This window comes from Rahnella sp. PCH160 (assembly GCF_047784855.1).
Classification (GTDB): domain Bacteria; phylum Pseudomonadota; class Gammaproteobacteria; order Enterobacterales; family Enterobacteriaceae; genus Rahnella.
The window spans coordinates 94,328-108,050 of the sequence record NZ_JBLOGT010000002.1 but is presented as its reverse complement, the minus strand read 5'-3'; the positions used below and the strand labels follow the sequence as shown (position 1 = coordinate 108,050).

Annotated in this window: 12 protein-coding genes; 6 read left to right on the top strand and 6 right to left on the bottom strand. The window is 52.2% G+C overall.

Going from position 1 to position 13,723, the window contains the following annotated elements; all coding sequences use genetic code 11:
• Nucleotides 1–49: 49 nt before the first annotated feature.
• Nucleotides 50–1,552 (bottom strand): glycine betaine/L-proline transporter ProP, encoded by a 1,503-nt coding sequence (gene proP, locus ACM5QY_RS23295; RefSeq protein ID WP_416123048.1) that lies wholly within the window; start codon nt 1,550–1,552, stop codon nt 50–52.
• Between the two features lie 294 nt (nt 1,553–1,846).
• Here proP and ACM5QY_RS23290 point away from each other — a divergent pair, with 294 nt between their 5' ends.
• Together ACM5QY_RS23290 and ACM5QY_RS23285 are read left to right on the top strand one after the other, a co-directional pair.
• Nucleotides 1,847–3,028: an oligogalacturonate lyase family protein gene (locus tag ACM5QY_RS23290; RefSeq protein ID WP_416123047.1), complete on the top strand. Its 1,182-nt coding sequence runs from the start codon at nt 1,847–1,849 to the stop codon at nt 3,026–3,028.
• A 6-nt stretch (nt 3,029–3,034) separates the two neighbouring features.
• Nucleotides 3,035–3,355 (top strand): cupin domain-containing protein, encoded by a 321-nt coding sequence (locus tag ACM5QY_RS23285; protein ID WP_416123411.1) that lies wholly within the window; start codon nt 3,035–3,037, stop codon nt 3,353–3,355.
• A gap of 189 nt (nt 3,356–3,544) precedes the next feature.
• Here ACM5QY_RS23285 and ACM5QY_RS23280 read toward each other — a convergent pair whose 3' ends face one another.
• From ACM5QY_RS23280 to ACM5QY_RS23270, 3 genes are all read right to left on the bottom strand, one after another.
• On the bottom strand, nt 3,545–4,183 hold the full coding sequence (locus ACM5QY_RS23280) for an RpiB/LacA/LacB family sugar-phosphate isomerase (protein ID WP_416123046.1): 639 nt from the start codon (nt 4,181–4,183) through the stop codon (nt 3,545–3,547).
• A 58-nt stretch (nt 4,184–4,241) separates the two neighbouring features.
• Nucleotides 4,242–5,003: a 2-dehydro-3-deoxy-D-gluconate 5-dehydrogenase KduD gene (gene kduD, locus ACM5QY_RS23275; RefSeq protein ID WP_416123045.1), complete on the bottom strand. Its 762-nt coding sequence runs from the start codon at nt 5,001–5,003 to the stop codon at nt 4,242–4,244.
• 397 nt (nt 5,004–5,400) lie between these two features.
• On the bottom strand, nt 5,401–6,192 hold the full coding sequence (locus tag ACM5QY_RS23270; RefSeq protein ID WP_416123044.1) for an AraC family transcriptional regulator: 792 nt from the start codon (nt 6,190–6,192) through the stop codon (nt 5,401–5,403).
• Nucleotides 6,193–6,308: 116 nt separating this feature from the next.
• On the opposite strand from ACM5QY_RS23270, the gene ACM5QY_RS23265 reads away from it, so the two are divergent.
• Complete coding sequence (locus tag ACM5QY_RS23265) at nt 6,309–7,220, top strand: EamA family transporter (RefSeq protein WP_416123043.1); 912 nt, start codon at nt 6,309–6,311, stop codon at nt 7,218–7,220.
• Nucleotides 7,221–7,321: 101 nt separating this feature from the next.
• Here ACM5QY_RS23265 and ACM5QY_RS23260 read toward each other — a convergent pair whose 3' ends face one another.
• On the bottom strand, nt 7,322–7,678 hold the full coding sequence (locus ACM5QY_RS23260; protein WP_416123042.1) for a helix-turn-helix domain-containing protein: 357 nt from the start codon (nt 7,676–7,678) through the stop codon (nt 7,322–7,324).
• A 413-nt stretch (nt 7,679–8,091) separates the two neighbouring features.
• On the opposite strand from ACM5QY_RS23260, the gene ACM5QY_RS23255 reads away from it, so the two are divergent.
• Both ACM5QY_RS23255 and ACM5QY_RS23250 read left to right on the top strand, forming a co-directional pair.
• Nucleotides 8,092–9,264, top strand: a complete 1,173-nt coding sequence (locus ACM5QY_RS23255; protein WP_416123410.1) for an efflux RND transporter periplasmic adaptor subunit — start codon at nt 8,092–8,094, stop codon at nt 9,262–9,264.
• A 16-nt stretch (nt 9,265–9,280) separates the two neighbouring features.
• Nucleotides 9,281–12,433 (top strand): efflux RND transporter permease subunit, encoded by a 3,153-nt coding sequence (locus tag ACM5QY_RS23250; protein ID WP_416123041.1) that lies wholly within the window; start codon nt 9,281–9,283, stop codon nt 12,431–12,433.
• A 98-nt stretch (nt 12,434–12,531) separates the two neighbouring features.
• Here ACM5QY_RS23250 and ACM5QY_RS23245 read toward each other — a convergent pair whose 3' ends face one another.
• Entirely contained in the window at nt 12,532–13,017 is a 486-nt protein-coding gene (locus tag ACM5QY_RS23245; RefSeq protein WP_416123040.1) for an RrF2 family transcriptional regulator, read from the bottom strand.
• Between the two features lie 412 nt (nt 13,018–13,429).
• Here ACM5QY_RS23245 and ACM5QY_RS23240 point away from each other — a divergent pair, with 412 nt between their 5' ends.
• A complete protein-coding gene (locus tag ACM5QY_RS23240) occupies nt 13,430–13,699 on the top strand; it encodes a DUF3761 domain-containing protein (RefSeq protein ID WP_416123039.1) in 270 nt (89 codons plus the stop codon).
• The last annotated feature ends 24 nt before the right edge of the window (nt 13,700–13,723 follow it).

The following is a 13,723-nucleotide window of genomic DNA, read 5'->3' as shown; positions in this document are numbered from 1 at the left end:
AAAAAGCCGGTCATGAAGTTGACCGGCTTGTGTGGGCGTCACCGCTGAATCAGTTGATTTCAGGGTGCTGGTCGATCAGATTCTTTCTTTTGGCTTCGAGTTCAGCAATCTGCGCATCAATATCTTCAATTTTATGTTCGATATTGTCGTGATGTTCCTGAAGGATTTCACGCGCTTCTGCACGGTCAGAGGCGGCGGGTGTGGCGCCTTTGAGTGGACGGTTTGCGGTTTCTTTCATGAAGATACCGGTCACCAGGCCAATCACGGAGATGACCATCAGATAATACGCAGGCATGTACAGGTTGTTGGTTGATTCCACCAGCCAGGCAACAATGGTGGGGGTCAGGCCGGCAATCAGTACCGAAACGTTAAACGCAATCGCCAGCGCGCTGTAACGAATATGCGTCGGGAACATCGCGGGTAAGGTCGAGGCCATCACACCGATAAAACAATTCAGCAGAACCGCCAGGATCAGCAACCCGAGGAAAATCAGACCAATTACATCACTGTTGATCAGAATGAAGCAGGGTATGGCCAGAATGAACAGGCCGACGCTGCCAATAATGACGAAGGGTTTACGCCCGAAACGGTCGCTGAGCATCCCCATAAACGGCTGTACAAACAGCATACCGACCATAATAGCGATGATAATCAGCACGCCGTGATCTTCAGAGTAATGCAGGCTGTGTGACAGGTAGCTTGGCATGTACGTCAGCAGCATGTAGTAGGTGACGTTGGTGGCGATCACCATGCCAACGCAGATAATCAGCGGTCTCCATTGTTTGGTCAGGATCTCGCGGAACGAAACTTTCGGCGGCTCTGCGATGTCTTTTCGTGAATCGCTGTCGATTTTATCCACATGCTGCTGGAATGTCGGAGTTTCTTCCAGCGCGTGACGCAGGTAAATCCCGATCAGGCCAAGCGGCGCGGCGATGAAGAACGGAATACGCCAGCCCCACTCAAGGAAGTTCGCGTCACCCACGATGCTGGAAATCAGCACCACGACGCCCGCGCCGAGAATAAAACCGGCGATGGAGCCGAAATCAAGCCAGCTGCCGAGGAAGCCGCGTTTTCTGTCCGGGGAGTATTCCGCAACGAAGATGGCCGCGCCGGTGTATTCGCCCCCGACCGAGAAACCTTGCGCCAGTTTTGCCAGTAACAGCAGGATGGGGGCCCAGATGCCGATAGTGGCATAGCCCGGGATCAGCCCGATACAGAAAGTACTGACGGACATGATGATAATGGTGACGGACAGCACTTTCTGGCGGCCAAACTTGTCGCCCATTGCCCCGAAGAACAGACCGCCCAGAGGCCTGACGAGGAAGGGAACCGAGAAGGTTGCCAGTGCGGCGATCATCTGAATACCGGGATCGGCTCCGGGGAAAAACACCTGGCCTAATGCAAAGGCCACAAAGCCATAAACACCGAAATCAAACCATTCCATCGCGTTGCCCAACGCGGCGGCAGTGATGGCTTTCTTCAGTTTAGCATCATCAATGATAGTAATGTCATTGATTTGCATAGGTTTAACACGTTTTTTTCTTAATCTCATCTTTTACATCCCTTTTCCAAAATACTCCACTGTTTCAGCGTGAGATATTTTTGTTCGTACCTTTCAATTATTTCAGGTATCAATAATTTTTTAGCAAGCCATACCATTATAGAATGGTTTTCCTCAGAGGCAAAAGGTGGCCGTTTTGTGATCAGCTTTGCACTTTTGTTTTCCCCTGCCCCAGTTTCACCCCGCCAAGTGGTAATGTGTTTTCAATTTAATGAAACTGCATTTTAATTAATGAAAAAGGAAGCCGTAACAACGGCTAATTTCATGCTACTGATGGGGTGAATCATGGCTAAAGGTTCTCAGATTCAATTCAATTTCCACACCGTTCAGGATCCACAGACCGGCGCCCGCGTGACGCGTTTAACGCCTCCCGATGTTCTGTGTCATCGCAATTACTTTTACCAAAAATGCTTTACCCGCGATGGCAATAAGCTGCTTTTTGCCGGTGAATTCGACGGTAATCGCAACTATTACCTGTTGGATCTCACCACACAAAAAGCGGTGCAACTGACGGAAGGTCGCGGCGATAACACGTTTGGTGGTTTTCTTTCACCGGACGATCAGTCGCTTTACTACGTGAAGAACGAGCGCAGTCTGCAATGCGTCACGCTGAAAGATTTCAGTGAGCGGACGGTGTATCAGGTGCCAGAAGAATGGGTCGGTTACGGAACGTGGGTGGCAAACAGTGAATGTACGCGTCTGGTGGGCATCGAAATCAGCCGCGAAGACTGGACACCGCTCACCGACTGGACGATTTTCCAGACGTTTTATCACAGCAATCCGCACTGCCGCCTGTTGGGCGTCGATTTACTCAGCGGGAAATCCCGCGTAATTCACGAGAGAAACGAGTGGCTTGGTCATCCGATTTATCGTCCGTTTGACGATAATACCGTCGCATTCTGCCACGAAGGCCCGCACGATCTGGTCGATGCGCGCATGTGGCTGGTCAACGAAGATGGCAGCAATGTGCGCAAGGTGAAGGAACATGCGCCGGGCGAAAGCTGCACACATGAATTCTGGGTGCCGGACGGTTCTGCGCTGATGTACGTGTCTTATCTGAAAGGCCAGCACGACCGCCATATCCGCCGTTATGATCCACAAACCGGTGAAGATGTTTCTCTGATGACCATGCCTGCCTGTTCGCATCTGATGAGCAATGAAAACGGCACGTTGCTGGTCGGCGACGGCTCAGGTACACCGGTGGATGTGCAGGATACTGCCAGCCATACGATTGATAACGATCCGTGGCTGTATGTTTTTGACGCCCAATCCCGCCAGTATGCACCGCTCGCGGCACATAACAGTTCATGGCGAGTGCTGGACGGTGACCGGCAGGTGACGCATCCGCACCCCTCTTTCTCGCCCGATGATCGTCATGTGCTGTTTACCACCGATCATGAAGGGCTTCCGGCGCTGTATCTGGCGGAAATCCCGGCTGGCCTGCTCAGTTCATTACGTAAGGACTAAATGACGATGTTTATTTATAAGAAAGATATTCCACTTCAGGATCTGGGCGACGGTGTGAGCCGTCGCGTTCTGGCGCATGGCGGCGCGATGATGGCGGTGGAAGTCTCATTCGAAACGGGCGCAATCGGCCCGATGCATAATCATGTGCATGAACAACTGACATACGTGCTGTCGGGGCGTTTCAAATTCACCATCGGCGAGGAAACGCACGAAGTTTCGGCGGGTGATACGCTGTATAAAAAGCCGTACATCATGCACGGCTGCGTGTGTCTGGAAAAAGGCGTACTGCTCGATACTTTTACGCCGCAGCGCCAGGATTTCCTTTAACCCGTCATCTTTTGAGCCGTCTCTGCGTTAGCTGCCTTCACTCACCCCGGTCACTTACTTTTGTAAGCTCCCGGGGATTCCTTCAGTTGCCGCCTTGATACAACTCAAAATATTTAGGGTTAAATTGTTGCTAATAAAAAACCGGTACTCACTGAGCACCGGTTTTTTATCGCCTGAAAGAAACTGTAATTACGCGAGGATTTCACGTACGAAGTTTTCGATCTCTTTGTTCTGGCAGTTTTCGAAGAAGCATTTCAGGAAACGTTCGCCGGTAACAGCGGTTTTCACCAGTTCAGGATCAATGGCACGCAGTGTATCGAGATAGTTTTCTTTCACGACGGCGGCTTTGACCTGATTCAGAATACCCGCGTTGCGAACCTGTGGCTCTTTACGATCTGCCGGATAGCCCTGACCTTTCACGCCGGTAAAGGCTTTTTCGAAGATGAAGCGAACGTTCAGCTCTGCGCCCCAGCCAAAACCTTTGGCGAAGGGCAATGACAGCGCGTTACCGTTGTTGATTTGCGCGAACAGGAAAGCATCCGCAGGATCGATACAGTAACCGCAGTTAACGCCCGGATGAATGTTCAGCGACATCAGCGCGCCCTGCCCGGTGCCACAGCCTGCAACCACGAAATCGACTGCTTTCGAGTTCAGCAGAATACTGGCCATAATACCCAGATGGATATACGTCAGGTGATGATCCTGTTCGTCGGACATCCCGACGTTGTACACCGGATACTCTTTTTCAGACGCTACGGCGTTCAGTTCTTTAAGAATGATCGCGTTTTTAGCCGCCTGACTGTTTTCCATCATCAATGCAATTTTCATGAGATTTCCTCGTTGTGGCAGCGGATTTCACCGCTGCGCAAGTTGAATTGTGGCGGGATTAACGCGCCAGCCAGCCGCCATCGACGGCAATTGTGTAGCCATTAATATAGTCAGACGCCGGGGATGACAGGAAAACAACCGGCCCCATCAGATCTGACGGCAAACCCCAGCGTCCGGCCGGAATGCGGCCTAAAATTTCTTCGCTGCGCGCTTCGTCAGCACGCAGTTGCTGGGTGTTGTTCGTGGCCATATACCCCGGCGCAATGGCGTTGACGTTAATCTTGTGCTTTGCCCATTCGTTCGCCAGCAGACGGGTTACCCCCATCACGGCGCTTTTTGATGCGGTGTAAGACGGCACGCGGATGCCGCCCTGATAGGAAAGCATCGACGCGATGTTAATGATTTTCCCGCCAGTGCCTTGTGCAATGAATTGCTTAGCGACCGCCTGAGACATGAAGAATACCGATTTGATGTTCAGGTTCATGACGTCATCCCAGTTCTTTTCGCTGAACTCGATGGCATCTTCGCGGCGGATAATACCGGCATTGTTGACCAGGATATCCAGATGCCCCATTTCTGCCACGGCACGTTCCAGCAGCGCCGGGATCACTTTGGTATCGCTCAGATCGGCGGTCAGGCTCAGGAACCGGCGGCCGGTTGCGCCAATGCGTTCGATGGTTTCCGTCGGCTCAACAATGTTGATCCCCACAATGTCACAACCCGCTTCAGCAAGACCCACAGCCATGCCCTGACCCAATCCGGTGTCACAACCGGTGACAACAGCCACTTTTCCCTGCAAGGAGAAATTATCCAGAATCATGATGTTTCCTTATTTCATAAAATGGAGGCGAATACGCGTTTCCGTAGGACGTCTTAAATGAGTGTCGGGCGCGGCCCGGCATCGAGGTGATGAAGCGAGTTTAGCGGGTAAATTCGCGCAACTCAACAAATTGAAACATCATTTCAATTTATGTGAACTTTGATGTCGTTTTTTGTTGAGTTGATCACGTCCTGATGGCTGGCGCTTGCAAAAACGGACAACATCCCAGGTTAAGCCTGTTTTTGGTGCAGAGTTACTCCGCCACGCGTAAACGTTACGCATGGTTTCAGTCCATGCTTTAGGCGGGTTGAAGAAAGAAGAAATTGGAGGTGTTGTTTTCAAAAGAGGCGAAGTCCGACCTTTTGATGGGCCTGATCCCTGTCTCCCGGGGTTACTTTTACATTCCGCTGAGAGAAGGTTGTAAAAAGTATCGACTTGGGTTCTCGCCCAACACACTTTTGAATACCGTCGAGAAAGCGCTGGGGCTGCTAAATCCAAGCGCCATTGCAACGCGCGTAATTGACTCACCGTTTCCCAATTGAACCACAGCAGCGAGCAGACAAGCCTGCTGCCGCCATTCGATAAAACTTATCCCTGTGTGCAGGCGGAATTGTCGCGTGAATGTCCGGCGACTCATGCTGGAAAGTTCTGCCATACCGTCGATTCCCATTTCCAAAGAGGGCGCATTCAAAAACGCATTGCAAGCTCGTGCAAGGCGAGGTTCGTCGGGCATCGGCGCGTTAAGCGATAACGGGGGCAGCTTGGCGATTTCATGGAGTAGCAGCCCCAGCAGGTAACTATCGCGTTCCTTAGCAGGAAAGCAAGCGGGTACGTTGACAGCGTTCTCGAGGAGTTCTCGGACCAACCGAGATACCCCAAATACCTGGCAATCAACGGGGAAGCCCAATAGTTGTGAAGCTTGCGGGCGGATATAGGTATTCAGCATCGTCACGGGGCCGCGCATGTGCATGGCATGGGGGACACCCGCGGGTACCCAGATCGCTCTAAGTGGTGGGACTGCCCAATTGCCCAAGTCGGTTTCGACGGTGATGACACCGCATGCTGCGTAAGCGAACTGTCCCCTGAGATGACTATGCCTGGGGAATAGTTCGCCATCGGCGTAGTCCCTCCTGGTGACCACCAGGTCAAGAGCTTCATTTTCGTATAAATCATAGGGTTCTTTTTGCATGGCCTGATTTTAATCATATTTGACCTTAAAATGAAAGCGGGCCAATCCGGTCAGTGGCATCTTTATGGGACAGCAAAGGAAGTCTCTTTTAATTCAATAATAAGGTCCGCCAATCCATGCATAGAAAACACATCATCCTTGCCATATTGGTAACGGCAATATGGGGAGTCAACTTTCCAATAACCAAGTTAGGGCTTGCCAGAATTGATCCGTTGCTTTTGACCGCCATCCGATTCGCATTTACCGCATTTCCCTTGGTCTTTTTTGTAAAACGACCCCAGGTTGCAATGCACTGGCTGGTTGCCTATGGATTGATCTTCGGTGTAGCCATGTGGGCGTTGATCAATCTCGGTATTTCAATGGGGGTGCCACCTGGCAGCGCAGCTCTTTTAATACAGTTCAGCGCGTTCTTTACTCTTGGCTGGGGTGTGTTGTTGTTTGGTGAAAGCCTGACCAGGCCACAACTGATAGGTATGTTTTTGGCAGCAACAGGCCTGGTCTGCATCCTGATGGAAAGCCCCGGTAAATCCACAACGATCGGTTTGATTCTGCTGATGATCAGTGCAGTAGCCTGGAGTGTCGGAAATATCATCATCAAGCTATCTAAAGTCAAAGAGATATTCGCTTTCGTTGTATGGGCAAGCATTTTTTCACCGATTCCCCTCCTGATGCTGACCTGGTGGTGGCATGGGACAGCCCCGTTTTCAACGCTATTGTCTGGTATCCGGATCGTGGAAGTATTTTCTTTGGCATTCCAGGTATATGCAGCTACCCATTTCTGTTACTGGGGGTGGAACCTTCTGCTGCGTGAATATCCGGTATCCAGAGTGGCTCCCTGGTCACTCCTGATCCCTGTATTCGGAATGCTTAGCTCTGTTTTCATCATTCATCAAAAACCCAGTGCCTGGGGATGGGTTTCCATATCAACAATTTTGCTTGCGCTGATTATTGGGATGAATAAAGGAAAAGCCGTAGTGGTGAAAAATAAATGCGCGGACCGGGACGGTATCAATCAGCCTGGGAGTTGAACGGGATTGGAAAGAAGGGTTCGGGAGAAGATTCACTGCCCGACGGAAGCCGGGCCAGCGGTACACGCCGTCTCAGAGAGGAGAGAAAGCGGAGTGGAAAATCAGTGCAGGCAGCCCTGACATTCCGTTGCCAGGCTCAGGCCACGACGCCAGTCACCCGGAGTTTGCCCAAACTGGCGTTTGAAACTGCGGGTAAACGATTGTTGTGAGTCAAAGCCCAGCGAAATCGCTACGCTGACGATAGGTTCGCGACTGCTGGCCAGCATATCGGCAGATTTCTTCAGTTTTTTCTCACGAATATATTCACCCATCGGTAAACCGGTATGCTCTTTGAACATCCGTTGCAAATACCAGCGTGAATACCCGGCACGTTTAGCGACGGTTTTGATATCCAGACGCTCTTCCAGGTTGTGATCGATCCACTCGATCAGGTCGTGAATGAAATCCTCGGTTCTCATGGACTCTCTCCGTCATTGTCATTTTTTATTTTGGCGCCCACCGGGGCGGCTCGTCTGTTTATAAAGTGACGCAGTTTTTAATTAAATGCAAGTTTTACTATTGCATTTAATTTCTCGTTACGGGATAGTCCACTGCCGGAAGTAAACGTTCTGTAAAATAGCACAGAAAGTGTAACAGTATTCCTTGCACTTTAGTACCCGCGTCCCTACAATCCCCTCGAACTAACTGTATCAGACATTGATACATAATTGTGCTGATGATCGGCACAAGCCGCAAAAAAGTCAGATCAGGCAAAGGACGTTACCCGGAGGACAGGCCGGTGTATTGCCTGGCAGCACTTACTTCACTGGAAATAAAAATAATGATGAACCTGCAAAAATCACAGGTTAATGCACGCGGCCGTTCCGGCGGTATGCCTTTGACGTTGCGTCTTTCCGGGATCGCGCTGGTGGTTGCCCTGCTTGCCGGGTGTGATAACAGCGTGGCGCAAAACGCCGCTCCGCCTGCCCCGCAGGTGAGTGCGGCCGATGTTTTAATCAAGCAAATCAGCGAATGGGATGCCTTTAATGGCCGCGTCGAAGCGGTTCAAAGCGTTCAGCTCCGTCCGCGCGTGTCGGGTTACATCGACAAAGTGAATTATCAGGAAGGACAGGAAGTCAGAAAGGGTCAGGTCTTATTTACCATTGATGACCGGACTTATCGCGCCGCACAGGAACAGGCTCAGGCCGAGCTGGTGCGTGCCCGCAATCAGGCTGGTCTGGCCAGGAGTGAATCAGGCCGAACCGAAGCGCTGATCGGCACGCAGGCGGTTTCCAAAGAAATTGCTGAACAACGTCGCTCTGCCGCGTCGCAGGCGCAGTCAGATGTTCTGGCTGCTCAGGCGCAACTGGATATGGCGCAGCTCAATCTTGATTTCACCCGTGTGACCGCACCGATTGACGGGCGTGCCAGCCGCGCCATGATCACCACCGGTAATCTGGTGACGGCGGGTGACACCGCGAGCGTACTGACGACGCTGGTTTCCCTCGATACCGTGTATGTCTATTTTGACGTGGATGAAGGGACGTTCCTGCGTTATCAGGCGATGACGCGTGACGGCCAGCGCAGTGATAACCCGCAAAACCGCCTGCCGGTTCACGTCGGTCTGGTTGGCGAAAATGGTTATCCCCATCAGGGCGTAGTCGATTTCACCGATAACCAGCTAAATTCTGGCACCGGCACTATCCGTATGCGCGCCGTGCTCGATAACCGTGATCGCACGTTTACGCCAGGTCTGTTTGCGCGGGTGCAATTGCCGGGCAGCGCGCAGTTCAGCGCCATGCTGGTTGACGATAAAGCCGTGCTAACCGATCAGGATCGCAAATACGTCTACGTGGTGGACAAAGACGGCAAAGCGCAGCGTCGCGATGTGGAACCCGGACGGATGTCCGGCGGGCTTCGCATCATTCAGAAAGGCCTCGAAGCCGGTGACCGCGTGATTATCGACGGCGTGCAAAAAGTCTTTATGCCGGGAATGCCTGTCAACGCTAAAACTGTCGCCATGGCGGCCAACAGCGTGACGCCAACTCCTGCCGCAATTCAATAACAGAGAATCCTGACTCATGGACTTTTCCCGCTTTTTCATCGACCGGCCAATTTTTGCGGCTGTTTTGTCGATTTTGATTCTGGTCACCGGGGCGATTGCCATCCCCCTGCTGCCGGTCAGTGAATACCCGAACGTGGTACCGCCGAGCGTGCAGGTTCACGCTGAATATCCGGGCGCTAACCCGAAAGTGATTGCTGAAACCGTTGCCACGCCGCTGGAAGAAGCCATCAACGGCGTTGAAAACATGGTGTACATGAAATCAGTGGCCGGTTCCGACGGCGTGCTGGTGACGACTGTAACGTTCCGTCCGGGCACAGATCCGGATCAGGCACAGGTCCAGGTACAGAACCGAGTGGCGCAGGCCGAAGCGCGGTTACCGGAAGATGTGCGCCGTCAGGGCGTAACCACACAGAAACAGTCGCCGACGTTAACGCTGGTGGTACATCTGGTGTCGCCCAACGGTAAATACGATTCGTTGTATCTGAGTAACTACGCCACGCTGAAAGTGAAAGATGAGCTGGCACGCCTGCCGGGTGTCGGTCAGATTCAGATTTTCGGTGCGGGTGAATACGCGATGCGTGTCTGGCTGGATCCGAACAAGGTCGCGGCGCGTGGCCTTACGGCGTCTGACATCGTGAAGGCGATGCAGGAGCAAAACGTGCAGGTGTCTGCCGGTCAGCTGGGTGCTGAACCGATGCCAAAAGACAGCGATTATTTATTGTCTATCAACGCACAAGGCCGCCTGAAAGATGAAGACGAATTCGGCAAGATCATTCTGAAAAGTGGTGATAATGGTGAAATCGTCCGTCTGCGTGACGTCGCCCGTATCGAAATGGGCTCCGGCAGCTACGCCTTGCGTTCGCAGTTGAATAATAAAGATGCGGTCGGCATTGGTATCTTCCAGTCACCGGGGGCGAATGCGATTGATTTGTCCGACGCCGTGCGCGCCAAAATGACCGAATTGTCGACGCGTTTCCCGGAAGGTATGACCTGGCGCGCGCCGTATGACCCGACTGTGTTTGTTCGTGATTCCATCAGCGCCGTGGTTCATACGCTGCTGGAAGCCGTGGTGCTGGTTGTGCTGGTGGTAATTCTGTTCCTGCAAACCTGGCGTGCGTCGATCATTCCGTTGCTGGCGGTACCGATTTCCGTGATCGGCACATTCAGTATTCTGTATCTGCTCGGTTTTTCGTTGAACACGCTCAGTCTGTTCGGGCTGGTGCTGGCGATAGGGATAGTGGTCGACGATGCCATTGTGGTGGTGGAAAACGTTGAACGTAATATCGAGGAAGGCTTAGCCCCACGCGACGCTGCGCATCAGGCCATGCGGGAAGTCTCCGGCCCGATAGTGGCGATTGCGCTGGTGCTGTGCGCAGTGTTTGTACCGATGGCATTCCTTTCCGGCGTGACCGGCCAGTTCTACAAACAGTTTGCCGTGACGATTGCGATTTCTACCGTGATTTCAGCCATCAACTCTTTGACGCTTTCCCCCGCTCTGGCGGCGATATTGCTGAAACCGCACGGCGCGCCCAAGGATATGCCATCGCGGCTGATTGACAGGTTGTTTGGCTGGATCTTCCGTCCGTTCAACCGCTTCTTCAACGCCAGCTCGCATAAGTATCAGAGTGCGGTATCGAAAACGCTGGGCCGTCGCGGCGCAGTATTTGGCGTCTACGTTCTGCTGCTTTGTGCGGCCGCGTTCATGTTTAAAGCGGTACCGGGCGGGTTTATTCCAACCCAGGACAAACTGTATCTGATTGCCGGTGTGAAAATGCCGGAAGGTTCGTCTCTGTCACGCACCGACGCGGTGATCCGCAAAATCAGCGCGCTGGGGCTGAGCACGGACGGCGTAATTGACGCAGTGGCCTTCCCCGGCCTTAATGCGTTGCAGTTTACCAATACGCCGAATACCGGGACGGTATTTTTCGCCCTTAAACCCCTGAGCGAACGTACCCGTACAGCGGCGCAGATAAACGCGGAAATTAACGCCAAAATCTCGCAGATTCAGGAAGGGTTTGCCTTCTCGATTATGCCACCGCCGATCCTCGGTTTAGGCCAGGGTTCGGGGTATTCCCTGTACGTGCAAGATCGCGCAGGGCTGGGTTACGGTGCGCTGCAAACGGCGATCAACACGATGTCCGGTGCCATCATGCAAACGCCGGGAATGGGTTATCCGATTTCCTCTTATCAGGCCAACGTGCCGCAACTTGATGCGCATATTGACCGTGATAAGGCCAAGGCGCAGGGCGTTTCACTGGATGATTTGTTCAGTACGTTGCAGGTCTATTTGGGGTCGTCCTACATCAATGACTTCAACCGTTTTGGCCGTACCTGGAAAGTGATGGCGCAGGCTGATGGCCAGTTCCGTGACAGCGTGGAAGATATCGGAAATCTGCGTACCCGTAACGACAAAGGCGAAATGGTGCCAATCGGCAGTATGCTCAATATCACCACAACCTACGGGCCAGACCCGGTGATCCGTTATAACGGTTATCCGGCGGCGGATCTGATTGGTGATGCTGACCCGCGCATTTTGTCCTCGGCGCAGGCCATGACGGAGCTGACTGCGATGTCGAAAAATCTGCTGCCAAACGGCATGAATATTGAATGGACGGATTTGAGTTATCAGCAATCCACACAAGGAAATGCGGCGCTGATCGTCTTCCCGATGTCCGTTCTGCTGGCATTCCTGGTGCTGGCGGCGCTCTATGAAAGCTGGACGCTGCCGCTGGCGGTGATCCTGATTGTGCCGATGACCATGCTCTCCGCGCTGTTTGGCGTCTGGCTGACCGGCGGTGATAACAACGTCTTCGTGCAGGTCGGGCTGGTGGTGTTGATGGGCCTGGCCTGTAAGAACGCCATCCTGATCGTCGAGTTCGCCCGCGAACTGGAAATGCAGGGTAAAGGCATTATTGAATCGGCGCTGGAAGCATGTCGCTTGCGTCTGCGACCTATCGTCATGACGTCGATTGCGTTTATCGCCGGGACCATTCCGTTAATCCTCGGCCATGGCGCGGGTGCGGAAGTGCGTGGCGTAACCGGAATTACCGTGTTCTCCGGCATGTTAGGGGTGACGCTGTTCGGGTTGTTCCTGACGCCGGTGTTTTATGTTGCACTGCGTAAGCTGGTGACGCGTAAGAAAGTCGTGTTGGATACGCAATCAGTCTGATATCTCTCTGCATAAAATCGAGATAGCAAAAAGCCGGAAAATCTCCCGGCTTTTTTATGTTTGAAATTCACGATGTGAGCAAAAAATGACTCTGCGGATTACTTAGTGCAGGAAACATTCTCTGTGTATTCTGCCGCCAGATCTTTGGTGCACTTGTACTTCCCGCCGCGTTCGAACTCCGCCAGCGCATCCGCCACAGTATGACGAGCCAAAACCTGAAGCGAGGCCTCTTCGGCTTCATTGACGATATTCTTGAAATACATGCAGGCGTTGGCACTGACGACGCAGCGGGCGGGAACATCGGGCCGCGCGGCCCAGAGACGCTTATCTTCAATGACCGCGCAGTAGATATCGCGCAGTGAGATTTCTTCCGCCGGTCGCCCGAGATTAATAGAACCGGTGCGACCGAGAGTGGAGACAATAATGCCGTGCTGTGTCAGCGGCACCATCAGCTTGCGGATGAAACTGGAGTTGGCTTCCAGACCCGTTGCTAAAATCGCACTGGTGCAGCGCTGGCCAGCCTTTTGGGACTGAGCGATACAAAACACCATCTGCATAGCTGTCGGAAAGCGATAATCTAACATGTCATTGTCCTGAGAAACCCAGTCTTAGGTAAAGCACCGTATCACAGAGAAATAGCCCTGTACGTGATCTGGTCAATAATATACCAAAGACTCTGCCTGTTGTACATGCGATTTATCAATAGATTTCAATCATGTAGGGCACAAATCGCTTAATAAATGACCCTGCATAATAACGCTTTTCACCTCTTTAAATTCAAGCGCTTGAGAGAATTTCATGTAGGATCAGGCAAGGATTTGCCGTCTTTTTAAACGGATCCTAACTAAAATTTTACGTTAAGAATAATAAGGGGGAGGAATGATTTTGCGGACATAATTTAACCACATCATTAATGGTTAAATATCAGGATTGCAACGCGGTGCGCCGGGAGTACTCTTTGCACACACTTTTTTATCACCGGATGATAACCACATCATGCGATTATTCGCTTGTTTAATAATCACTGGCTTTCTGATTTTTCAGCCTGCAATGGCAAAACAGCAGTATTCCCAGGACAACGAACTTATCGAACAAGGGGATTATATTAATTCCGACGGGCAAAGTGTTCATAAACCCGCACACAGTAAATCAGGCAACGTTCCCGAGGGTGCTTCGGCTCAATGCCGTGACGGAACGTACAGTTTCAGCGCGCATCGTCGCGGAACGTGTTCTCGCCACGGCGGTGTTGCTCGATGGTTGGAATAATAAATATCTCTCTCGATTGAAATG

Bases quoted from the DNA above. Each gene is read 5' to 3' on its own strand.
- ACM5QY_RS23285 (WP_416123411.1), top strand. From the start codon at position 3,035: ATGTTTATTTATAAGAAAGATATTCCACTTCAGGATCTGGGCGACGGT.
- ACM5QY_RS23280 (WP_416123046.1), bottom strand. From the start codon at position 4,183: ATGAAAATTGCATTGATGATGGAAAACAGTCAGGCGGCTAAAAACGCG.
- kduD (WP_416123045.1), bottom strand. From the start codon at position 5,003: ATGATTCTGGATAATTTCTCCTTGCAGGGAAAAGTGGCTGTTGTCACC.
- ACM5QY_RS23265 (WP_416123043.1), top strand. From the start codon at position 6,309: ATGCATAGAAAACACATCATCCTTGCCATATTGGTAACGGCAATATGG.
- ACM5QY_RS23290 (WP_416123047.1), top strand. From the start codon at position 1,847: ATGGCTAAAGGTTCTCAGATTCAATTCAATTTCCACACCGTTCAGGAT.
- ACM5QY_RS23260 (WP_416123042.1), bottom strand. From the start codon at position 7,678: ATGAGAACCGAGGATTTCATTCACGACCTGATCGAGTGGATCGATCAC.
- ACM5QY_RS23255 (WP_416123410.1), top strand. From the start codon at position 8,092: ATGCCTTTGACGTTGCGTCTTTCCGGGATCGCGCTGGTGGTTGCCCTG.
- ACM5QY_RS23245 (WP_416123040.1), bottom strand. From the start codon at position 13,017: ATGTTAGATTATCGCTTTCCGACAGCTATGCAGATGGTGTTTTGTATC.
- ACM5QY_RS23240 (WP_416123039.1), top strand. From the start codon at position 13,430: ATGCGATTATTCGCTTGTTTAATAATCACTGGCTTTCTGATTTTTCAG.
- proP (WP_416123048.1), bottom strand. From the start codon at position 1,552: ATGAGATTAAGAAAAAAACGTGTTAAACCTATGCAAATCAATGACATT.
- ACM5QY_RS23250 (WP_416123041.1), top strand. From the start codon at position 9,281: ATGGACTTTTCCCGCTTTTTCATCGACCGGCCAATTTTTGCGGCTGTT.
- ACM5QY_RS23270 (WP_416123044.1), bottom strand. From the start codon at position 6,192: ATGCAAAAAGAACCCTATGATTTATACGAAAATGAAGCTCTTGACCTG.